Source organism: Rossellomorea sp. FS2 (assembly GCF_047915635.1).
Classification (GTDB): Bacteria; Bacillota; Bacilli; order Bacillales; family Bacillaceae_B; genus Rossellomorea; species Rossellomorea marisflavi_A.
Genome location: NZ_JBLRVS010000005.1, coordinates 401153 through 423489, shown reverse-complemented (window position 1 = coordinate 423489; position 22337 = coordinate 401153). Strand labels below are relative to the sequence as shown.

Here is a 22337-nt window from a genome sequence, read left to right as displayed (position 1 = left end):
TGTTTTAGCCTTCGTTGATCATTTTATCGTATTCTTCAGATGTCATCAGTTTGTCCACTTCACCAGCGTCTGAAGGTTCCACAACAACCATCCATGCTTTCTCGTATGGAGATTCGTTGACGAATTCAGGGCTGTCAGACAGGTCTTCGTTCACTTCGACCACTTTTCCTGATACAGGAGCGTAAAGTTCAGAAACGGTCTTGACCGATTCAACGCTTCCGAAAGGCTCGTTCGCTTTGACTTCATCGCCGACTTCCGGCAGCTCGACAAAGACGATGTCACCAAGTTCTGATTGTGCGAATGCTGTGATTCCGATTCGGACGTTACCGCCTTCGGACTTTACCCATTCATGTTCTTCTGAATAACGCAGTTCTTTCGGTGTGCTCATCTTTATCCCTCCACATGCTAGTTATACAAACTAATATTGACACATTCTTTAAGAGAAAAGCAAGGAAGTCTTGCACAAATATTCTGTTGCTTCCATTACTTCCAAGCATCTTCAAACGTTTCTTCCTTGAAGCCGAGGGTCACCTTTTGACCATTGGTCGTGAGGGGGCGCTTGATCAGCATCCCATCTGAAGCCAGTAGTTCGAGGAGTTCGTCGTCTGAGGCGGTATTTACCTTGTCTTTCAAGCCTAATTCCCTGTATTTCATGCCGCTTGTATTGAAGAATTTTTTCAGGGGCAGTCCGCTTTTTTCATAAAGTTCTTTCAGCGTTTCCTTAGACGGTGGCTCCTCGACAATATGTATTTCGTTGAAGTCAACATCTTCTTGTTCAAGCCATTTTTTCGCCTTGCGGCATGTCCCGCATTTAGGGTAGGAATAGAATGTGATTGCCATTTTTTTCACCACCTTTCGTTTGAGTGCTTTCCTCTTCATTATATCCGTTTTTGTCCTTGGCGAACAATACCGGCTGTCGAATGTTGTAGAGAAATGACCGGCCATTATGGTCTGTTACATTTAATGAGAGATTTTTCTTCCTCAGCTATCCTGTTATTGCGCAACCTGCACACGTTCCCGCCTAAAGTGTCTCTCCCGCTCTCCCGCAGTTATCACATTGGGGCGAAATGGGGTGGTGATGGTTGAACATGCTCTGCATGAAGTGACATTCTGTTCTGCATACCGAGATTTCTCCCGATTCTCACGCTCTTTATGCCCCCATGAAAAAGGGGCTGCATACAGGCAGCCCTCTTCTCCTTACACGATATATTTTTCGGCGTCGATCAGTTTCACGGATGCATCGCGTTTGAGGGCGATGACGTTGACCGGCGTGTGGCGGGTGAATTTTTTCAAGGCCGACAGCATGATGCGGAGCGTGTCCCCTGATTCCGTCGCCACCAACGTTTCTTTTGCATGTTGCTCGATTTTATTGAAAGCCTCCTGACAGAAGATCTGCGTGTAAAGATGCTTCTGCTTGGCTTTCTCCAAACCGGCCGATGCAATTGCTTTTTCGGTTCTCAGTACCACGGATTCCATTGCATATGCTTCTGAGACGATGTCGGCGATATTCACAAGGACCTCCTGCTCTTTCTCCAGGTCCTTACCGAATTTTTGTGCTGCAAGTCCCGCAAGCATCAGGCCGATCTTTTTCGCATTGCGTACAAGATACTTTTCTTGTGCCAGAGGCTCGTCGCCCACTTCTTCAGGCATAAGCATCATCAATTCTTCCTGCAGGGCCTGTGCTTTTTGAAGGAGTGGAAGTTCGCCTTTCATGGCTTTTCGCAAATAGGTGCCTGGTACAAGGAGGCGATTGATCTCGTTCGTCCCCTCAAAGATCCGGTTGATGCGGGAATCCCTGTAGAGTCGCTCGATTTCATATTCCTGCATGAACCCGTAACCACCGTGAAGCTGGACGCCTTCATCCACGATGTAGTCCAGCACTTCCGTACCGAAGAATTTATTGAGTGAGCATTCGATCGCATATTCCGCAATGGATTTGGCCACTTCAGACCCGTTTTTGACTTCTTCATCAGAGAGCTTGCTCATCCGGTCCTCGAAGAGACCGACCGTACGGTAGACGGAGCTTTCTGCGGCATATAGCTTGGATGCCATCGTTGAAAGCTTTTCTTTTGTCAGGTTGAAAGAGGAGATTGGCGTCTTGAACTGCTGACGCTGATTCGTATAGGCAACCGTTACTTCAAGCGCACGCTTGCTCGCTCCGACTGCCCCCACCCCAAGCTTGTAACGGCCGATGTTGAGGATGTTGAATGCGATGATGTGCCCTTTCCCCGCCTGACCAAGAAGGTTTTCAACCGGTACTTCTGCATCTTCTAGGATCAGCGTACGGGTGGAGGAACTCTTGATTCCCATCTTCTTCTCTTCCGGCCCAGTGGATACGCCAGGGAAATCTTTCTCTACGATGAAGGCAGAGAATTGCTCCCCATCGATCTTGGCGTATACGATGAAGACATCGGCAAACGCTGAGTTTGTAATCCACTGTTTCTCTCCGTTCAATACGTAATGAGTCCCGGCTTCGTTCAGCTTGGCCGTCGTTTTGGCCCCCAGTGCATCAGATCCGGATCCAGGCTCTGTCAGGGCGTACGCTGCAAGTTTTTCTCCCGTGGAAAGAGGCGGCAGATACTTTGTTTTCTGATCTTCATTGCCGAAGAGGACGATTGGAAGGGAACCGATCCCGACGTGGGCACCGTGGGAAATCGAGAATCCTCCTGCTCTGGACATACGCTCTGCAATCAGGGCTGAGCTTACTTTATCGAGGCCGAGTCCGCCATACTCCTCTGGTACATCGGCACCGAGTAGTCCCAGTTCACCCGCTTCTTTCAACAATCGCACGGAGTGATCGAACTCGTGGTTTTCAAGATTCTCGATGACAGGAACGACTTCGTTCAGTACGTAGTCTTCCGTCGTCTTGGCGATCATTTTGTGCTCATCGCTGTAGTCTTCAGGCGTGAACACCTGCTCATACGTAACATCTTCAATCAGGAAGCTTCCGCCTTTGATCAATTTATCTGTTTGATTTGCCATTTTGGTCTCCTCCAATTTCTCTGGTTTCATAGAATAGTGTGATTTTTCATTGGCTGATACGCATCAGCCGATCAGTTCAAAGACTCCCGCGGCGCCCATTCCGCCACCGATACACATCGTGACGATCCCGAACTGCTCGTTGCGTCTTTTCATCTCGTGCATCAGGGTGAGGGTCAGCTTCGATCCCGTGCATCCAAGTGGGTGCCCGAGGGCGATGGCCCCTCCGTTCACGTTCACCTTCTCTTCATCCAGACCAAGATGACGGATCACCTGGAGGGACTGGGAGGCGAATGCTTCATTCAATTCGAACAGACCGATGTCTGAGAGCTCAAGCCCAGCCATCTTGAGTGCCTTTGGAATCGCCTCAACAGGACCGATCCCCATGATTTCAGGTGGAACACCTGCAACGGCAAAGCTTCTGAATTTCACCAATGGCTGAAGTCCAAGAGAGCCGGCTTTTTCACGATCCATGACCATGACCGCAGCTGCCCCGTCACTCGTTTGGGATGAATTCCCGGCCGTGACCGATCCCCTTACGTTGAATGCCGGACGAAGTTTTGCCAGTACGTCGGCACTCGTTCCTTCCCGAACCCCCTCATCCGTAGCGAATGAGAATGATTTTTCCACAAGTTTGTTGGCGTCTGACACGGAGCGTCTCACGACATCGACAGGAACGATTTCGTCGTTGAATTTCCCTTCAGCGATGGCCCTGGCCGCTTTTTGGTGGCTTTTAACTGCAAAGGCGTCTTGATCTTCACGTGAAATGCCGAATTTCCTGGCCACTTCTTCGGCCGTGTGGCCCATGCTCATATAGTATTCAGGAGCCGTTTCAGCCAAGGTTGGATTCGGTCTTGCCACATGCCCCATCATCGGGACCATGCTCATGCTTTCTGCACCGCCTGCGATGGCTGTGTCTGAATGGCCAAGCATGATTTTCTCCGCCGCGTAGGCAATGGATTGTAAACCGGAAGAACAATAACGGTTGATGGTTATGGCCGGTACCGTGTCCGGGAGTCCCGCAAGACCTCCGATGTTACGGGCCATATTCAACCCCTGCTCAGCTTCGGGCATGGCGCAGCCGATGATGAGATCATCGATGTTCCCTTCATATCCGCCTGCCCGTTTCAACGTTTCTTTGACGACCAGTGCTCCAAGATCGTCCGGTCTCACCCCGGCAAGCGAACCTTTCCTTGATTTCCCCACCGGTGTACGAGCACCGGCGACAATGACTGCTTCACGCATGATGATTCCCCCGCTTCCTTCGATTAGTTGCGCAATGGTTTTCCTTTAACGAGCATATGCTGCATCCGCTGCTGTGATTTCGGTTCTGCTACAAGACTGAGGAACGCTTCCCGTTCAAGGTCCAGAAGATATTGTTCATCCACTTCCGTACCGAATGGAACTTTCCCGCCTGCAATCACGTAGGCAAGCTTCTTGGCGATCTTCAGGTCGTGCTCCGAGATATACCCGGAATGAAGCATGGCCTGTGCTCCGAGCAATAATGTCCCGTAGCCTGTTTCGCCTACCACCGGCACTTTTTTGCGTTGCGGGGCACGGTACCCGGTCTGATGGAGGGCAAGGACTGCCTGCTTCGCATCATAGAGCTGATGATCCTGATTGACACTCACTCCGTCACGCTTATTGAGGAAGTTGTTTTCCCTCGCTTCATCACCCGACGTGGACACCTTTGCCATGGCGATTGTTTCGAATACTTTATTCGCTACCTTCTGAAGGTCGAAGTCCACTCCGTTCGGAAGGTCCTGCAGGTGCTTCATATAAAGCTCCTTATTACCTCCTCCGCCAGGGATCAATCCGACTCCGGCTTCGACAAGTCCCATATACGTTTCCATGGTTGCCTGGATGCGGGCTGCCGGCAGGCAGACTTCGCTCCCACCCCCGAGTGTCATACCGAATGGTGCAGCCACAACCGGTTTGGATGAATATTTGATCTTCATCATCGCCGATTGGAAGTGGCGGACGACCATATCCAATTCGTACACGTCATCCTGCGCTTCCATGAGGATCATGGCAAGGTTGGCCCCGACGCAGAAGTTCTTGCCCTGGTTCCCGATCACCAAGCCTTTGTAATTCTTCTCTACTTCGTCAACAGATGCGTTGATCATCTGAAGGATGTCGAGGCCGATGGCATTGTTCTGAGAATGGAACTCTAGGAGTGCTACGCCATCGCCGATATCGATCAGGCTTGCGCCTGTGTTTTTCTTGATGACCTTCCCTTGCTTCTTCAGCTGCTTCAAACTGATATGCTTGGGATTTTTCTCTTCCGTTCTGTAGCTTCCTTCGTGGTAGAAGGATCGCTCCCCAGATTCATCCTCGCTATAGAACGTCGTGAACCCAGCTTCAAGCATTTGATCTACCCAAGCAGGAACGTTCAGCCCTTGTTCCTTCATTAAACTGACGGAACGTTCCACCCCGATGGCATCCCATGTTTCAAACGGTCCCTTTTCCCAGCCGAAGCCCCATTTCATCGCCTGGTCGATGGCAACGATATCGTCGGCAATTTCACCGTGGAGCTCTGCGGAATAGAGAAGGACCGGAGATAATATATTCCATAGTAAGGAACCAGCACGATCCTTGGCATAGACCAATGCTTTCATCTTATTGTTCAAGCCTTTTTCATTACGGCTCAGCTCTGTTGAGGCCGTTTTCAATTTTTTCCTCGGGCCATATTCAAGTGTTTCCGGATCAAGCTCAAGGATCTCTTTACCCTGCTTCAAGTAAAAACCCTGACCGCTCTTGCTTCCATACCACCCTTTTTCAAGCATGGTCTGGATGAAGGCCGGGATCTCGAATACGTTTTTCTCATCTCCGTCCACCTGGTCGTACACGTTTTTCGCCACATGGGCGAATGTATCGAGCCCCACAACGTCAAGGGTCCGGAATGTCGCACTCTTCGGCCGTCCGATGGCAGGACCCGTAATGGAGTCCACCTCGCCGACGCTGTATCCGCCTTTGAGCATTTCCTGTACTGTGACGAGGAGGCCGTACGTCCCGATACGGTTGGCGATGAAGTTCGGCGTATCTTTCGCAAGGACGACGCCCTTCCCAAGCACATCTTCGCCGAATTCCTTCATGAATGACAGGACCTCAGGATCGGTTTCGCCCGTCGGGATGACCTCCAGCAGCTTCAGGTAGCGGGGAGGATTGAAGAAGTGGGTGCCGAGGAAGTGCTTGCGGAAGTCCTCAGATCGCCCTTCCTTCATCGCTTCGATGGAAATACCGGACGTATTGGAGCTGATGATGCTCCCCTCTTTTCTGAACGGCTCGATCTTCTCGAACACCTGTTTTTTCACATCCAAGTTCTCAACGACCACTTCAATGATCCAATCACAGTCTTTCAATGATTCAAGATCGTCTTCCAGGTTTCCTGGAGTGATCAAGCTGAGATTCCCTTTCACCGTGAGTGGTGCCGGTTTTTGTTTCAATAGCTTCTTTAAAGCGTTTTCACTAAATTGGTTCCTAAAAGAAGGATGCTCCATTGTCCATCCTTTTGCTGCGTCTTTGTCGGAGAGGTTTTTAGGGACGATGTCGAGAAGCATGGTGGGGATCCCGATATTTGCAAGGTGTGCAGCGATGCCGGAACCCATGACACCCGATCCCAATACTGCCGCTTTCTGAATTCTACGTACCAATCTATTTTCCCCCTTTGAAGGTTTTGAATGAATACTCATTCATTTTATGTCGAAAAAAAAGACCCGAATGAGTTTCTGTTACCTATAATATAAACGAAAATCAAAACTATCGCAATATTTAAACGTTTAAAAATTCTATTTTTTGTTAACGGTACATCTCCCTCTCCGCCTGCGGGCACGCTAAGGATGGAGGTGAGAAACGTGGCCAAACATAAGAAGGATCCATCAAAAGGCGGGGTCAGCGCAGCCAGCATCAAAGGTGATGCCGGTCCTGGTACTGAACCTGGCGGCAAGCGCAATAGCCAGAACAACCAATACAAAAAACAACCGTAATGCGAGAGGCGTTTCCTAAAGGGAACGCCTGTTTACGTAAGTCTTTTGCCCATGATGAAATATTCTTCCGGCACATGGGGGTAGAATCCTTCCTTTACGACCACCCAGCCTTTTCTTTCGTAAAATCGGATCGCACCTGTATTTTCCTTCCTGACGGTCAGGAGCGCCTTCTCTTCCCTTCTTCCTTCAAGGAGGGCATCCATGAGTCTCCCTGCAATCCCCTTCCCTCTATGTTCAGGAGCCACTCCCAGCTCCACTAGTTCCATGGCATGCCTCACCCATTCTTGATCAGGCAGCAGATGCCGGGCGAGAAGATCGTGATAATATTGGCCGGCAAGTGACGTGTAACCATAAATGTATCCGATGACAGCCCCATTCTCCACCACAAGATACCCTTCATGCCCCGGGTATTTCGCATGTTTTCTGAACTGGATCTCCATCGGTATGCGTTCCACGTTAAAAAGTCTGCTGTACAACCTCACCATCCTTGGAAAATAAGGACTGCGGATCTCCATCGGTATAAACTCCATCCCACCCCTCCATTCTCTCCAACCAAAAAGACCCCATTTGAGGGGTCCTTGACATTCTTATTTCTTCATGACCCCTTTTAGAACAAACGCGACGTTTGCCGGTCTTTCAGCGAGCCTCCTCATGAAGTATCCATACCAGTCGGTACCATACGGAACATAGACCCGCATTTTGTATCCTTCCTTCACGAGTTCATGCTGACGCTCCACCCTGATCCCGAACAGCATTTGGAATTCGAATTGATCATAAGGGATGTTATATTCTTCAACGAGCTGTTTCGTGTATTCGATCATGGCATCGTCATGAGTCGCGATGGCGGTATAATTTCCGTTAAGGAGGTGGGTCTTGATGATTCGCTTGAAGCTCTCATCTACATCCTTTTTATCCGGAAATGCCACTTCAGGGGATTCTTTGTATGCCCCCTTCACCAATCGCAGATTGGGTGAATAGTGATTAAGATCGTCGATATCCTTTTCCGTTCTATATAGATAGGCTTGAATGACCGTACCGATGTTGTCATATTCGGATTTGAGCCTCTTGAAAATATCGATGGTCTGGCCGCATCGTCCGTAATCCTCCATGTCGATGGTGACGAATACATTTTGTCTTGTGGCCTCATCGAGGATCATCCTCATGTTCTTCATGACCACTTCTTCTGAGATATCCAGCCCCATGGACGTCATCTTCAAGGACAACTGGGAGTTCAGATGTTCTTTCCCGATGGCGCGGATCGCCTCTACGCACTCCTTCGCCATGGCATTCGCCTCTTCTTCGTTATCCACAAATTCACCAAGGTAATCGATGGTGACGGCAAGATTCTGTTTGTTGAGCTCCCGTATGACCTCTGTTGCCTGGACGATCGATGATCCTGCCACGAAACGTGCGGCACCGAATCGCAAACCATACTTTTTGGCGAGCTTCGTCATTGATTTATTTTTTGAAAGGAATAGAAAGAAATTACGCATTGCCTGTTCCATGTTGTTATGCCCCCTGTAGAACAATTATCTTTATCCGGAAAACGTTTTCTTTAATGCCAAAAAATAAAATGTTCAAACAATTATCATATTTACCAACATTCTATCACCTTTTGTCGATTTTGAATATAGCCTTTGATTACTTTATCAGGAGAACGTTCAAGCTGAATACTTGATGGGTATGGAGGCACAATAAGACCTGTTCGCCCATTAAGTAAAGGAGGAACCCATTTTGGAATAACCAATGAATATTTCCCAAGGCAACGTCTATCAACAACCGCCGCAAGTGATCACAACAAAGGATTCCCTTTATATAAACGATATGCTGGCGTGGAACCTCAATGCCATGAAAAAATGCCATTTTGCCGCTGCCCACACACAGGATCCATCCATCCGCTCCCTGCTGGATCGATGCGGTCAAATGCATCAGCGTCATTACGAACAATTGATGAATCATCTTCAGAAGCATACGATGCAACAATAAGGAGGAATTTACATGGATCAATCCAAGATTCAAAACCCCAAGACCCAAGTACCTGATACCCCTCAGATGAATGATCGGGATTTCATGACCGACATCTTGACACTGGAGAAGCATATGACCGCTTCCTATGGGACCGCATTGAATGAAGCGAGCCACGATGGATTGTACCAGGATATCCTCTCCGTGTTCACGGAAACACAGAACGCCCAACGGGACCTCTACAACGAAATGTTCCGAAAAGGCTGGTATTCACTGGAAGCTGCGGATAACCAAACGCTGCAGCAGTCCCTCAAGCAACACCAGCAGACCGCAGTTCAGTTCCCTTATAAGGAGAACGAACCCATTCAATAACCATACAGCAGACAGGCGAACATTCCTGTCTGCTTTTTTTCTGCTCCTGACCGTCCGGCATGGTATGATTATCAAAAAGGTGAAAGGAGAGGAAATAATGGGTACGATTACAATTTCAAGAGAATCACAATTCATGAACAAAATGCGCAGTTATGATATCTACGTGGATGGGGAAAAAATAGGTGAAATTAAAAATGGAGGCACTGAAGAGATACCCGTTCCTCCAGGAGAACACGTCATACAGCTGCAGATCGACTGGTGCAAAAGCAAAGAAATCCCCTTCCGTGTATCAGAAGGCGAAAAGCAATCCTTCCAGTGTGGAAGCAGGCTGAAGGGATGGAAAGTATTGAAGGCCTCTTCAAGCATGGATAAAGAGGATGTTTTTGTCTATCTGGATCAATTGTAAGGACTGGGGCGTTTCTATTCTTACAGAGAATCCCTCTTTATGAACCCTAGCAGAAGGCATCGTTCATCGGTGAGTGCTATCAGATAGGAAGCTTGAAAAGGGATGGGACAGGAGTCCGTTCCGTTCCGCTGCGGCCACCCGCTTACCATGGGTGTGCGGTCCAGCTGAGTCGGGTAACCTCCGCTGCACTGCACTGCCTCCATCTGGAGGGGTGATCGCTTTCTGGCCATCCACCTATTTACACATACACCACCCATTACCATCACAGAGTGGACATCGTTCACTCCTACTTTTTTTGCATTCCCCTGAGGAAAAATGGCCAATTCACTTAGGACTCGCTCGGACAATTACTTCTGCACACTCACTACCCACGCCCTTTTATCAGGGCGTTTTTTTCATAGAGGGGAATCGCCGATCGGTAAGGAACGATACTCGGAAATCTACTCTTCTAAATTCCACAGAAATAGTCCGAACACTTCTCTATCATTTTCATACACTATTACTAGAAACGGAGGTGATGACATGGCAAGAAACCGAAGACATCAAAGAGGGGAAGGTCCTCCTGCTTCTTCAGATCATGACGAAACGTGCATGGTTCACAAGGAGTGTATGGACAGGGCATTCCGTCTTCCTGTTTTCTTAAGTACTACCAACACCCTCAATCCCCGTCAGCAGCGCTTCCTTAATCGGCTGATCGCCGAGATGGAAGAAGCCCTTCTCTTTCCACGAACCGGCCCTATTACCGAAAACTACCCTGAAACCATATTAACCAACGTCCGAAGACTGGTTTCATCAAGCTACGGCATGCTGGCAATGAACTTCCGCCGCTTTCTAGTAGAAGTGGTGGATACCAACGTAGGAGGGACACCTTCTCCTGAACCATTTTGGCAGGGATCCAGCTTTGCTCAGATCGAGCCCGCGATGGCCTTCCAGCGAGGCATCCCGATCCTTCTGGTCAGGGAGAAAGGAACAGATTTGACGAACGGTCTATGGCTAGGAGGAATCCCACCACTCAACACGTTGATCGAATGGGATTCAGAGAACCAAACCGTGGATGAATTCTTCGAGAGCGTATCTTGGAGAGAGGTCTTTGCCTTCTGGACGGCGGAGGTCAGGACCACTTATTACAATCTGACTGAACCGGATGTACAATACAGGTGCTGATTCATGCGCACCGATAAAAGCCCATCCCGGCGAGTGGCACCACTCACTGGGACGGGCTTTTATTGTAATTCATTTGTAGGAAGGCGTTTATCTGCATCCCTCACTAAATCACTCATCAGAAAGAGCCCTCAATCTTAGTTTTCATCAACGGCACGCTGAATGGCATTGAAAGGATTCTTGTCTTCTGAATCAATGGTATAGACTGTTTTTCCATCCTGCCACTTCACTTCCGTACCGGGATGCTCCTTGAATCCATTGATGGTGATGATTCCCCGGTCATGCGGTGCAGGAAGAGTATGTTCTTCCAGGTATGCTACGACTTCCTTGGCCATATCAAGGCCTCCGTCATAGCCGTCAATGGCATATTGTTCGTCAGTGGGAAAATCGACCCTGATCAGCCAATTCCCCTCATTCCACGAGACATATTCATGCCCTGCCGCCCCTTCTTGAAGCGCTTTGAGACCGTGCCCCAAATCGGCATTGGTCTGTTCCACTGTCGAATAATCCTTGATAGATCCCGCTGCTTTTTCAGCCGTTTCAAACTTCTCTTCTTCAACCTTCAGCTGATTTTCCTCGGGTTGTTCTCCTGACGTCTGCTCATCCTTCTCTTCACTACTATCATCCATTTCATCTTTGTCGGATTCGGAAGTCCCTTGAGCCTCTTCCATTTCATCAGACTTCACGTCATCGGACTGGTCGGTTTGTTCCTGGGAGGCAGCCTTTTGATCCCCGTCAGCAGAAGCACTACTTTCCTGGCTGCACGCTGACAAAGCAAGGAATCCTGCCAAGAAAAACGCCGCTCCGGCATAATATCCTTTCATAGATTGGCACCACCTTTTCGTTGAATATATAGATTGTTTTCCCTTCTCCCTCCCTATAAAACATGGAGCCATACACAGATACAAAAAGAGCCACCCGAAACGGTCCGCATTCTGCGCCCCGTTTGGGAATGGCTCTTATGAATCATCCTGGCCTTTCGTTTGCTCGCGGTGGATCCTGTTCCACTCCTTGATCTGCTCCACCATCTCTTTCATATCCGCTTTTCCTTCTGGATATAGGGAGTTCCAATGCTTGACGAGGGCAGGCATATTTTTGGCAATGAAGGAATACAGCGCATAGCGGGTGACCATCTCTTTCTTTTCAGATGTGCTCTCACCAAGGAGCAGCTCCGTGTATTTCTCAATCAAGGCATCAAACTGATCGTCAAATTCACTCATGGTTCAACTCTCCTTTCTGTTCCCGTCATGAAGGGGACAGGTTATACATTTACCGGCGACTCCTCCGACCCGGTATGAAAAGCAACACGTCTTTCTCACTCTCACCAATTCCCCATCGACTGGAGATTTCTCTCCAAAAAAGCGGTTGAGGGGATTTTTCCTGCAGGTCCCGAACCAGTGGGCATGTTCTTCAGACAGAAGCATCCGGAAGTCCCCATCCCTGTCAGCTCCATTCCTTTCACCGGTAAAAAAATCGTCCGTCTCATAGATCCAATAGATATAGACTGCGACATTTTCCCAAAGAATCATCTCTGGCACGTTGAATGAAGATTTCGCGGCCTTGATCACTGGAACAATCGTTTCGTTAAAGAGGGCTTGAGTATATGTCCTTTTCTCTTCTGTAGAATGGAACGTTTCCATATCTGCGTTTTTCAAATGCACATGGGGGAGCCACAGTCCACTTTTCATGTGATCGACTAGAACCATGTTCTTGGGGTTCACGTCCACCTTACGATTCCAGCAGGTCATTGCCATGAGCGCCATGGCAGCGGTGAAAGCGTATCGTTTCATAAAGATCGATGCGGCTGCCGTACGGTCTTCCGTCCCGATTAAATGGAGCCTGTTTGAGATGTACACGTCCAATTCGGCAGGATCGAGTAAAGATGCCACATCGGTACCGTCTTCACCATCGTGCACCGTGAAACGATATTTCTCCAGTATGCGCCATTGGTCCCTGCTCAGACCGGCTACCGTCATCCCGTGACACCGACAGGTTTGAGGATGCAGCGCCCTTTCCCGAACGGAATGCAGAGCGGAGTGCCGAATAATGGATCACTTGAAACCTGACAGTCCATGCCGAATACATTCTTCACCAATTCACAGCTGATGACATCCTCCGGCTTACCTTGTGCATAGACTTCCCGGTCACGAATGGCCACGATATTGTGAGCATATCGACATGCAAGGTTGATGTCATGAAGGACCATGACGATCGTGCGGCCCTCCCTTTCATTCAACTCAAACAGGAGATCGAGGATTTCGATCTGGTGGGTCATGTCGAGATAGGTCGTCGGCTCATCCAGGAGGATGATATCCGTATCTTGTGCGAGGGTCAGGGCAATCCATGCACGCTGACGCTGACCGCCGGATAGTTCATCCACTTTGCGATCGCGGAATTCCTCCATTCCCGTTGCACGAAGCGCATCTTCAACGATTTCTTCATCCTTTCGGGACCACTGCTTGAGCCATGACTGGTGGGGATACCTTCCCTGCTTCACAAGTTGAAGGACTGTCAATCCTTCAGGTGATACCGGAGTTTGCGGGAGAATGGCCATTTTCCGGGCAACTTCCTTCGTCGACAAACGGGAAATGGATTCACCATCAAGAAGGACGGACCCCTCCTTCGGTTTCAATAAGCGGGCGATAGAGCGCAGCAGCGTCGATTTCCCACAGCCATTCCCTCCGATGAAAACCGTGATTTCACCCTTGGGTATGTCGAGGTCCATCTGATCGATGATCGTTCTTTCTCCATATGCCAATGTCAGATCCTTCGTTTGAAGACACTTGCTCATTCTGGCCAACTCCTTTAAGAATGTCTGGTTTTGAATAATAGATAGATGAAGTAAGGGGCTCCGATCGCGGCGGTGAACACCCCAGCCGGTACTTCCAGGGGAAGGAACAGTGTCCTTCCGATCAGGTCTGCGAGCATCACAAGCAGTCCGCCGATCAGTGCCGCCACGGGAAGCAGTGCCCCGAATGACGAGCCCACGAGTCGCCGCGCCATATGGGGCGCCATCAATCCGACGAACCCGATCCCACCTGCGAAAGCGACCGCTCCCCCGACCAATGCCGTGGACATGAGGAGCAGGATGAATCTTTGTCGCTGGACGTTGGCACCTGCACTTGTCGCCACTTCCTCACCAAGCTCCTGAATGTTCAGCTGACGGGTGATCATGAAGCTCAGGAAGATGAAGATGATGCTCCACGGAAGCAGGATCCATACGTCTTGCCAGTCTGATCCATTCACCGTGCCGGTGATCCATATGTTTGCCTGACTTGCCCGGTAGATCGGACCCATGATCATCAAAAGCGTCGTGCATGCCTGGGTAAGGGCAGAGATCCCGATTCCGATGAGGACGAGCCTTACGGGGGAAACACCCTTCTTCCACGCCAGGAAATAGACGAGGAAAGCGATGATCGCCGCACCGATGAAAGCTGCCACCGGGAGCCATTTGATGCTGACCATCAATGTATTATCCTTGTTGCTGAAAATCGTCAGAAAAGCGACGACGGCTGCCCCTGCACCACCTGTCACCCCGATGATATCCGTGGAAGCAAGGGGGTTGCGGATCATGCCCTGAAGGATCCCACCTGCAACGGCAAGGGCCATCCCTGCCAGAAGCGCGATGAGGATCCTTGGAAGCCTGAAGGATGTGACCACTAGGTGATCGATGCTCGAACCGCCCCCGAAGAAGACGGATACCACCTTCCACGGCGCAATCTGCATATCACCGATGCCGGTGCTGATGATCACGGCAAGCATTGTGAGTACCATCAGGAGAACGATTTTCTTTAAAGCCAATGTATCCATAAGAACGGATACCCGTTCTTTCAACCATCTTTTCCCTGTAAAACGACTCATTGCTCAGTACCCCCTCCTGGCCACATACACGAAGAATGGTGCCCCGATGACAGCTGTCATCACGCCGACAGGCACTTCCTGCGGCATGATGATATAGCGGGCCCCGATATCTGCTGCCAATAGAAGAATGGCACCAAGCAGGCCGGAATACGGGATGAGCCAGCGGTGATCCACTCCGATCATCTTCCGGGCGATGTGGGGGATCACGATCCCGATGAAGCCGATCGGCCCTGCCACCGCCACGGATCCTCCTGCCAAAAGGACCACGGCAACGAGGGAGATCACCTTCAGGATATTCGTCTTGACGCCCAGTCCTTTGGCGACGTCTTCCCCCATGGCAAGTATATTCATCTTACCGGCTATCATGAGGGCAAGGATCCACCCTGCGAGGATATAAGGAAACACCCCTGCAAGGATTTCAAGGCTCCTTCCCTGGACCGAACCGGCCAACCAGAACAACACCTGTTCGAGTGCCGCTTCGTTCAGAACAAGAAGTCCCTGGGTGAAGGATGAAAACATCGCGGTGATGGCTGCGCCGGCAAGCGTCAGCTTCATGGGCGTCAATCCGTTGGAACCCGATGCGCCGCCGATGATGAAGACTCCGACAGCAGCGATGGCCGCACCGAGGAATGAGAGCCATGCGAAGGATTGAAGGCTTGTGACGCCGAAAAGGGTCACGGCCATGACGACCATGAATCCTCCTCCCGCATTGATCCCGAAGATTCCGGGTGAAGCAAGGGGATTCTTCGTCAAGGTTTGCATAAGCACCCCTGAAATGGCCAGGGAAGCCCCGACTGCCGCAGCAATGAGCGCACGGGGAAGCCGGATATTTTGGATCACCAGGTGTTCAGTCGAGCCATCTGGTTCCATAAATGTATCGAACGCTGCCTTCCAGGACGTATCCGTGTATCCATACACGATGCTCAGTGCAATGAATGCGATCAGCACTACGACCGTCCCTGCGAATAGAAGCAGCTGATTCTTCGGTTTCATCATCTGTTTCCCTTTCCATTAACCAGGATCCGGACGCAGACCCGAGACCGATCTTTACGCCCGCCCGTTCTCTTTTTATCTCTATCTATTTTAAAGAAGTTTGAAGGTTGCGTCAATGACTTTGAAAATCATTATCAATTAAGGATTGACAATGAAACCCTTCTCAATTATTATAAAATTTGTAATTGATAACGATTATCACTCAGGAGGATACGTACATATGAAATGGAAAAGTTTACTGACGCTATTATTCATTTCTTCCATACTCTTGCTCGCTGCCTGCGGCAACAATGAAGAGAAGGAAGACTCTTCAGGCGGCAAGGAAGACAGCTATAAAGTCGAGCATGCCATGGGGACTGCAACCGTCAAAGGAACTCCGAAACGGGTCGTGATCTTGACGAATGAAGGAACCGAAGCCCTTCTCGCTCTTGGTGTGAAGCCGGTAGGAGCCGTTCAATCATGGACCGGTGACCCTTGGTATGATCATATCGCCGATGATATGAAGGATGTTGAAGTCGTCGGGACCGAAAGCGAACTGAATCTCGAAGCCATCGTCAAGCTCAAGCCGGATCTCATCATCGGGAACAAGATGAGACAGGAAGAGCAATATAATCAATTGAAGGAGATCGCTCCGACCGTCATGGCCGAGACCCTTCGAGGCAACTGGAAAGAAAACTTTGAGCTATACTCTAAAGCCGTGAACAAAGAAGAAGAGGGCAAGAAGGTCATCGCCGATTATGATCAGCGTGTGGAAGACTTGAAAGGGGAGCTGGGAGATCAGCTGAAGAAAGAAGTGTCCATGGTACGCTTCATCTCTGGCGATGTCCGAATCTATCATAAGGACTCCTTCTCCGGTGTGATCCTCGACCAGCTCGGATTCGCACGTCCTGAATCACAGGAAGTCGATGACCTCGCCGAGCAAGGCGTGACGAAGGAACGGATCCCTGCCATGGATGGGGACGTCCTCTTCTACTTCACTTACGAAACCGGGGACGGCGAAGCCAACAAACTGGCTGAAGACTGGCTGAACGACCCCCTCTTCAAAAACCTGAACGTCTCAAAAGAAGACCAGGTGTATGAAGTGAGCGATGCCATCTGGAATACAGCAGGCGGCGTGCTTGCAGCGAACAAGATGCTGGATGATATTGAAGAGATTTTCCTCCAAAAACAGTGAATTCCTGCCCAGAAGGCTCCAGGCCTTTTGGGCTTTTTTTGCGTTCCTTCCTGTCTTGAACCATTCATTCATATTTCTTCTAAGTTCGGAAACACTACTCTTTAGACAAACATCGATAAGAGGGATCAACATGTTTCCATTTTTCAATTCTAAAAAAAAGAAAAAACCGGATTCGAAAAACAAAAAAGAAACCTTTGAAACCGTAGCAAAGATTGCCGGGAAGTCTGCGGATTTCAAGGAATCCCACTACCGGAATCCGTTCACTGGTAAAGATTTCAGCCTGTATTTCGTGACGACCATGATCGATCCGAAGATTCTTCAGGAAGACGTCCTTCCTTCCTTGTTATCCAAGGAATTCCATTCCATTGATGATCTCGTCACCTTGGTCCCGATCCTCGATATTCAGATTTCGAAAAAAGAAGAAGACATCGAGCAGAAATTGTATAACGGCTACACCCTTCTGAAAATGAAGGGCAGTCACAAATTCGCCTTCATCGCCACGAAAAATGAAATGGGACGGGAAGTGTCGCAACCTGAGGTCGAGTTCAGTGTCGTCGGACCGAAGGAAGCGTTCGTGGAGAATCTGAGTGATAACATCAACCTTGTGAGGAGAAGACTCCCTATCAAAGAGTTGGTGGTCGATGAAATGAACGTAGGTTCCATGACCCACACACGGGTGGCCATGATTTATCTTGATGGGCTGGCTGACGTAGCAAATGTGGAGATTGTGAAGAAACGACTGCAGGCAATCGACTTCGATCAAATCATGGATAGCTCCTTTATCGAGCAGATCATTGCAGACAACAACTATTCTCCCTTCCCCCAGCTCCTTGATTCCGAACGTCCTGACCGTGTGGCGTCAGTGCTTTCTGAAGGGAAAATCGGCATCATGGTCGATGGTTCCCCGCAAGTATTGATCGGCCCCACAACCTTGGTTGAATTTTTCAATGCCTATGAGGATTACTTCCTTAACTTCTCTATAGCCTCATTCTTCAGGCTGATCCGCGTCTTTGCCGTTGCGTTCTCGGTTCTGATCACTCCCATCTATGTGGCTGCACTCACTTATCATTATGAGCTGATCCCAAAAGACCTGACGGCCACTCTCGTCACATCAAGACAGGAAGTGCCTCTTCCGCCGATCCTTGAGGCGCTTTTCCTCGAACTAACCATCGAACTCCTCCGGGAAGCAGGGGCTCGGCTCCCGACCAAGGTTGGGCAGACCATTGGTATCGTAGGCGGTATCGTGATCGGGACAGCATCCGTAGAGGCGGGGATCACGAGTAACGTCCTGCTCATACTTGTTGCCCTTGCCGCGCTGGCATCCTTTACTACGCCCGTATACCGGATGAGCAATACAATCAGGATCCTACGATTCCCTTTTCTACTATTTGCACAACTGTGGGGACTGCTCGGAATCGTATTCTGCTTCTGCCTCCTGATGGGACACCTCCTTCAGTTAACATCCATGGGCAGACCGATCCTTGCGCCGATTTATCCTCCAAGGCTAAAGGATTTAAGGGATTCCTTGATCAGATTTCCGTTCAGCACCCAGACAGAGCGCCCTCAATTCTTACGAACACAAAAGCCCTTCCGTTTCCGTGAAACGGAAGGAAGCAAAAAGAAGAAGGATATAGACGAGTGATTTCAGGAGGTGATACCGCATGCAGCCCGTACCGGAGAATCGAAAAATATCGCCTGGCCTAGTCTTCTTCCTTGTCCACTCGATTCAGGTGGGGACAGGAGTGCTTGGTTTTCAGCGGATCATTTCCATGCATGCGGGATATGATGGATGGATGTCGGTCATCCTTGCCGGGATGCTGACCCATGTCATCATGTTCTTGATGTACAAAATGCTGGGTACGGTGAAGGGTGATTTGGTGTCGATCCACACCTACGTGTTCGGTAAATGGATCGGTCACTTCTTTTCATTTCTTTACGCCCTGTATTTCAGCTTGCTGGTGATTACGATCATCCGCTCCTATGTAGAAGTCGTGCAGGTTTGGATGTATCCGCGCCTCAGCACCTTCCTGTTCTCCCTGTTCTTCCTATTGCTTGCATACTACATTATAAGCGGGGGTGTCAGGACGATAGCAGGGGTATCCTATCTCGGCACTCTGCTTCCAAGCTATCTGGTTCTGACCTTCGTGTTCACCTTTAAATATGCTGACTTCAGGAACCTACTCCCGGTGTTTGATCACAGCGTAATGGATATCCTCCTGTCGACGAGGGATATGTCATTAACCTATCTTGGTTACGAATCGATCCTGATGCTCTACCCATTCATAAAGGACCCTGAACGATCCCAGAAGTTCGCGCAGTGGGGACTGTTTTTGACTACGTCCATCTATACCGTCATCGCTATCATTTCCTTCGGATTCTTTGCACCTGCCCAGCTTGATAAGACCATCTGGGCAACCTTATCCATGTGGAAAATTGTCGAGATGCCGTTTGTGGAAAGATTTGAATATATCGGCATTGCGAACTGGTGCCTGATCATCCTGCCCAATGTGTGCATCACCCTTTGGTGTGCAAGCAGAGTGGTCAAACGGATGACCCCCATCAAGCACCGCCATACACTGATCCTTATAGCAGTCCTGTGCCTATGTGCCCTTACATTCATTGATAAACGTGATCAGGTCAATGTATTGAACACCATTTCGGGACAAACCGGGTTTTATTTCAACTTTCTCTATATCCCGCTGCTTTTTGTATTAGTGTATATCGCGAAGAAGGTGAAAAAACAATGAAGCGTCATGTCCTTCTGATTTTTATGGCAAGCGTGCTCCTTTCCGGATGCGTAGAAAAAGAGATTCTGGATGACCTCTATCTCGAAACCGGTAAAGCCTACGATTATGTATCGGAAAATCGGATCCGGGGCACAGCCGTCTTCCCGATCTATATGCCCGACAAGAGCATCGAGAACGGCTTCTTATCTGAGGAAGCTTCCTCCACACAAGAAGTCATCGAAAAGATCGAGCGGCGTGCGCAGCAGCCCCTTGTGCGCGGTGCCCTGGATGTCGTACTGATAGGGGAGAAACTGAGTGAAAAAGGGATCATCGACATCGCTGACTCCCTTCAGCGCGATGCGAGTGTCGGAGCGCGCGTTTTCCTGATTATCACGGAGGGGGATGCGAGCGATGTGATCCAGGGTACATATGGGAATCGCGGGAACGGGATCTATATCTACAATCTTATTGAACACAATATTTCCAAAAGAGAGTTGCCTGAGACAAATCTCCATATGTTCCTTTACGATTATTATCAAAAGGGGCAATCCTCTTATCTGCCTATCATTAAGAAGACACCTGATAACAACGTGGCCATAACTGGAATTGCCCTTCTAAGCTACGATAAGGTTGTAGGCAAAATTCCCGATGAAGACATGTTCTTCTTCAAGATCATGGTCGACAGGATCGCTGAAGGCAGTCATGTCATCAAGATGGGCAAGAATCCGAATAAACCTGAGAAAAATATTGAAGCGTCCGTCACCAGCCTTCATTCTAAACAGAAGATCATCATGGATCGGAAGGCAGATCCCGTGAAAGTGAACGTGGAGATCAGCATCAGAGGCATCATCAAAGAATATACGGGGGATACCCTTGGTGCCAAACAGATGGCGGAAGTTGAGAACCGGATGAAGGCGGATATCGAGAATAAGTGCAATGCCATGGTAAAATCATTCCAGGAGCTTGGAATCGATCCATTAGGGATCGGGCAATATCAAAAGCACGGGGTCCGCGGATTCGATCTCAAAGAATGGAAAAAAGAGATCTATCCCAAAGCCGACATCAAGGTGAAAGCCAAGGTGAAAATCCTTGAAGCCGGTACAGTCGAGTAGAACCGATTTACAATCTCTCATTATCCGGTATAATAAATGGGCATAAGGGGGTAATACATCATGCAATCCATTAAAAACGAAGAAACCTTTTATGAATTCATCAACTCTGGTGATCCGGTCATCGTGAAGTTTCATGCGGACTGGTGCCCTGACTGCCGCCGGATGGATATGTTCATCGACGACATCATGGCTGAGTACAATCAGTTCAAGTGGTACGATGTGAATAAGGACGAGCTTCCGGCACTGGCTGAAAAATACGACGTCATGGGGATTCCAAGCCTGCTTGTTTTTAAAGATGGCGAGAAGATCGCCCATCTTCACAGTGCAAATGCCAAAACACCAGAGCAAGTAACCGAATTCCTCGGCAGCTTATAAATGCTCAACGGCCGGTCAGGTCCCATGTGGATCTGGCCGGCTTTTTTTCGTCCTCGGGTCCCGAATAAGTTTTCTGTATGCGGAAATCCTACTTATGAATCTAAATTTATCAAGGAGGATTTGATCATGACCAGATCACCGAATGAGGGAAGCAAGAATCAAAATTCACCAAAGCGTGGAACAACTGAATTCGCCAAAGAAATCACAAGTGGCGATAACAGCAAGGGAAATAAACATAATAAAGATCAGCAGAATAAAACAAATAAGGACCATTGATTTAATCCGTATTGAAAAGACCGCATCCTTTACCACGGATGCGGTCTTTTCAATCGGTCTCATCATCATTGTCTGATTAACGGAAGCGTACAGCATCTGAAAGATCCACCAGATTTGATGATTTCAGACAGATCCACTTCCTTTACGGTAAACCCTTCAGCTGCAATACGTCGGTTCAACTCTTTATTCTGTGGAAGGCTGATGATCTTGCCGTCCCCGATGGAAAGGACATTGGGTCCCATCCTGAACTGCTCTTCTTCAGAAACCGTGATGACGTTGTAATGCTTCCTGATTTCTTCATAATCGGATTCAGTGAATGCCGGCGGATAAACGAGGGCCCATTCACTTGATATGATCGTGAACACACAGTCGAGGTGGAGGATGCCTTCTTTCAGAGGCAGCGTATGGACCTTGAGATCCGGCAGCTGTTTCCTCAAATGCTGAGCCGCGAGGTCATTCGTGCGTCCGCTGATGCCTACCCAGACATGCTCCCCGTCAACAAGGACATCCCCACCCTCAATGGAATGCCGCAGTTCGTGATACGGAATATCCTCCTCGTCAAGCCATTTTTTCAACGTGATGACTTCATTCTGACGAATCTCCGTGTTCATGGCGGAAACGAAGAACCGGTTATGGATGGAGATTCCGATATCCCTAGTGAACACCTGCTCGTTCAGTTCTTTGGAAGGATCGAGATGGATGACCTCGGAACCGTTGCTTTCAAGGACCCTGACGAACTCACGGTGCTGCCTGACGGCTTTCTCCGTATCGATATTCTCTTTCAGGAAATGCTTTTGGGTTTCATTGATGATTTCTTCTATGTGCATGTACTCTGGTGAAACGACCACCACTTTTTTTAGTGGATCATATTCATTCGGGCAATGGATGGCATCCCCCATCACCGGGAAATGTAAACTCATAGTGACACCCCTTCAATAAAGATTCTCTGTC

The 22337-nt window shown here is 49.1% G+C and carries 26 protein-coding genes; 11 read left to right on the top strand and 15 right to left on the bottom strand.

Features of this window, described 5'->3' with window-relative positions; translation table 11 throughout:
• Positions 1-4: 4 nt before the first annotated feature.
• The 5 genes from gcvH to ACNA6I_RS18500 form a co-directional block, all read right to left on the bottom strand.
• Positions 5-388 carry a glycine cleavage system protein GcvH gene (gcvH, locus tag ACNA6I_RS18520; RefSeq protein WP_048007063.1) on the bottom strand — a complete coding sequence of 128 codons (384 nt, stop codon included), beginning with the start codon at positions 386-388 and terminating at the stop codon, positions 5-7.
• A gap of 95 nt (positions 389-483) precedes the next feature.
• Positions 484-840 carry an arsenate reductase family protein gene (locus ACNA6I_RS18515; RefSeq protein ID WP_048014614.1) on the bottom strand — a complete coding sequence of 119 codons (357 nt, stop codon included), beginning with the start codon at positions 838-840 and terminating at the stop codon, positions 484-486.
• A 357-nt stretch (positions 841-1197) separates the two neighbouring features.
• A complete protein-coding gene (locus ACNA6I_RS18510; RefSeq protein ID WP_367259014.1) occupies positions 1198-2982 on the bottom strand; it encodes an acyl-CoA dehydrogenase family protein in 1785 nt (594 codons plus the stop codon).
• Between the two features lie 63 nt (positions 2983-3045).
• Positions 3046-4224: an acetyl-CoA C-acetyltransferase gene (locus ACNA6I_RS18505; protein ID WP_048014613.1), complete on the bottom strand. Its 1179-nt coding sequence runs from the start codon at positions 4222-4224 to the stop codon at positions 3046-3048.
• 23 nt (positions 4225-4247) lie between these two features.
• A complete protein-coding gene (locus ACNA6I_RS18500) occupies positions 4248-6671 on the bottom strand; it encodes a 3-hydroxyacyl-CoA dehydrogenase/enoyl-CoA hydratase family protein (RefSeq protein WP_048014612.1) in 2424 nt (807 codons plus the stop codon).
• 162 nt (positions 6672-6833) lie between these two features.
• On the opposite strand from ACNA6I_RS18500, the gene ACNA6I_RS18495 reads away from it, so the two are divergent.
• The gene (locus ACNA6I_RS18495; protein ID WP_082139392.1) at positions 6834-6965 is read left to right on the top strand and encodes a YuzL family protein; all 132 of its coding nucleotides are present in this window, start codon (positions 6834-6836) and stop codon (positions 6963-6965) included.
• Positions 6966-6997: 32 nt separating this feature from the next.
• Here the strand turns inward: ACNA6I_RS18495 and ACNA6I_RS18490 are convergent, their stop codons facing one another.
• Positions 6998-7495, bottom strand: a complete 498-nt coding sequence (locus ACNA6I_RS18490) for a GNAT family N-acetyltransferase (RefSeq protein WP_048014611.1) — start codon at positions 7493-7495, stop codon at positions 6998-7000.
• Positions 7496-7552: 57 nt separating this feature from the next.
• Positions 7553-8470 carry a proline dehydrogenase family protein gene (locus ACNA6I_RS18485; RefSeq protein ID WP_048007069.1) on the bottom strand — a complete coding sequence of 306 codons (918 nt, stop codon included), beginning with the start codon at positions 8468-8470 and terminating at the stop codon, positions 7553-7555.
• 241 nt (positions 8471-8711) lie between these two features.
• Between ACNA6I_RS18485 and ACNA6I_RS18480 the strand changes: the two genes are divergently transcribed.
• The 3 genes from ACNA6I_RS18480 to ACNA6I_RS18470 all read left to right on the top strand — a co-directional run bounded on the left by ACNA6I_RS18480 (position 8712) and on the right by ACNA6I_RS18470 (position 9708).
• A complete protein-coding gene (locus ACNA6I_RS18480) occupies positions 8712-8951 on the top strand; it encodes a hypothetical protein (protein ID WP_187427147.1) in 240 nt (79 codons plus the stop codon).
• A gap of 12 nt (positions 8952-8963) precedes the next feature.
• Positions 8964-9302 (top strand): spore coat protein, encoded by a 339-nt coding sequence (locus ACNA6I_RS18475; protein WP_416313948.1) that lies wholly within the window; start codon positions 8964-8966, stop codon positions 9300-9302.
• A 97-nt stretch (positions 9303-9399) separates the two neighbouring features.
• Positions 9400-9708 (top strand): hypothetical protein, encoded by a 309-nt coding sequence (locus tag ACNA6I_RS18470; RefSeq protein WP_063190422.1) that lies wholly within the window; start codon positions 9400-9402, stop codon positions 9706-9708.
• Positions 9709-9728: 20 nt separating this feature from the next.
• Here ACNA6I_RS18470 and ACNA6I_RS18465 read toward each other — a convergent pair whose 3' ends face one another.
• Entirely contained in the window at positions 9729-9938 is a 210-nt protein-coding gene (locus tag ACNA6I_RS18465; RefSeq protein ID WP_148796484.1) for a hypothetical protein, read from the bottom strand.
• A 292-nt stretch (positions 9939-10230) separates the two neighbouring features.
• Here ACNA6I_RS18465 and ACNA6I_RS18460 point away from each other — a divergent pair, with 292 nt between their 5' ends.
• Entirely contained in the window at positions 10231-10872 is a 642-nt protein-coding gene (locus ACNA6I_RS18460; RefSeq protein WP_414811632.1) for a hypothetical protein, read from the top strand.
• A 134-nt stretch (positions 10873-11006) separates the two neighbouring features.
• On the opposite strand, the gene ACNA6I_RS18455 is transcribed toward ACNA6I_RS18460, so the two are convergent.
• The 6 genes from ACNA6I_RS18455 to ACNA6I_RS18430 form a co-directional block, all read right to left on the bottom strand.
• Positions 11007-11693 (bottom strand): hypothetical protein, encoded by a 687-nt coding sequence (locus ACNA6I_RS18455; protein WP_148796482.1) that lies wholly within the window; start codon positions 11691-11693, stop codon positions 11007-11009.
• Between the two features lie 135 nt (positions 11694-11828).
• Positions 11829-12089 carry a DUF2573 family protein gene (locus ACNA6I_RS18450; protein ID WP_048007073.1) on the bottom strand — a complete coding sequence of 87 codons (261 nt, stop codon included), beginning with the start codon at positions 12087-12089 and terminating at the stop codon, positions 11829-11831.
• Between the two features lie 3 nt (positions 12090-12092).
• Positions 12093-12845, bottom strand: a complete 753-nt coding sequence (fhuF, locus tag ACNA6I_RS18445) for a siderophore-iron reductase FhuF (RefSeq protein ID WP_416313947.1) — start codon at positions 12843-12845, stop codon at positions 12093-12095.
• A complete protein-coding gene (locus ACNA6I_RS18440; RefSeq protein WP_048013298.1) occupies positions 12842-13660 on the bottom strand; it encodes an ABC transporter ATP-binding protein in 819 nt (272 codons plus the stop codon). The genes fhuF and ACNA6I_RS18440 overlap by 4 nt, the downstream gene beginning before the upstream one ends.
• A 14-nt stretch (positions 13661-13674) precedes the next feature.
• Positions 13675-14730: a FecCD family ABC transporter permease gene (locus ACNA6I_RS18435; RefSeq protein ID WP_416313946.1), complete on the bottom strand. Its 1056-nt coding sequence runs from the start codon at positions 14728-14730 to the stop codon at positions 13675-13677.
• 3 nt (positions 14731-14733) lie between these two features.
• Entirely contained in the window at positions 14734-15723 is a 990-nt protein-coding gene (locus tag ACNA6I_RS18430) for a FecCD family ABC transporter permease (RefSeq protein WP_375540493.1), read from the bottom strand.
• Between the two features lie 220 nt (positions 15724-15943).
• On the opposite strand from ACNA6I_RS18430, the gene ACNA6I_RS18425 reads away from it, so the two are divergent.
• From ACNA6I_RS18425 to ACNA6I_RS18400, 6 genes are all read left to right on the top strand, one after another.
• Positions 15944-16897: an ABC transporter substrate-binding protein gene (locus ACNA6I_RS18425; RefSeq protein ID WP_416313945.1), complete on the top strand. Its 954-nt coding sequence runs from the start codon at positions 15944-15946 to the stop codon at positions 16895-16897.
• A 130-nt stretch (positions 16898-17027) separates the two neighbouring features.
• Entirely contained in the window at positions 17028-18539 is a 1512-nt protein-coding gene (locus ACNA6I_RS18420; protein WP_082139393.1) for a spore germination protein, read from the top strand.
• Positions 18540-18558: 19 nt separating this feature from the next.
• On the top strand, positions 18559-19644 hold the full coding sequence (locus ACNA6I_RS18415; protein ID WP_159129974.1) for a GerAB/ArcD/ProY family transporter: 1086 nt from the start codon (positions 18559-18561) through the stop codon (positions 19642-19644).
• The gene (locus ACNA6I_RS18410) at positions 19641-20735 is read left to right on the top strand and encodes a Ger(x)C family spore germination protein (RefSeq protein WP_048007080.1); all 1095 of its coding nucleotides are present in this window, start codon (positions 19641-19643) and stop codon (positions 20733-20735) included. Before ACNA6I_RS18415 ends, ACNA6I_RS18410 begins: the two co-directional genes overlap by 4 nt.
• Before the next feature lie 60 nt (positions 20736-20795).
• On the top strand, positions 20796-21110 hold the full coding sequence (locus ACNA6I_RS18405) for a thioredoxin family protein (protein ID WP_048007081.1): 315 nt from the start codon (positions 20796-20798) through the stop codon (positions 21108-21110).
• Between the two features lie 126 nt (positions 21111-21236).
• Positions 21237-21386, top strand: a complete 150-nt coding sequence (locus tag ACNA6I_RS18400) for a hypothetical protein (protein WP_187427141.1) — start codon at positions 21237-21239, stop codon at positions 21384-21386.
• 65 nt (positions 21387-21451) lie between these two features.
• Here the strand turns inward: ACNA6I_RS18400 and ACNA6I_RS18395 are convergent, their stop codons facing one another.
• Complete coding sequence (locus ACNA6I_RS18395; RefSeq protein ID WP_048007082.1) at positions 21452-22306, bottom strand: dimethylarginine dimethylaminohydrolase family protein; 855 nt, start codon at positions 22304-22306, stop codon at positions 21452-21454.
• Positions 22307-22337: the final 31 nt, after the last annotated feature.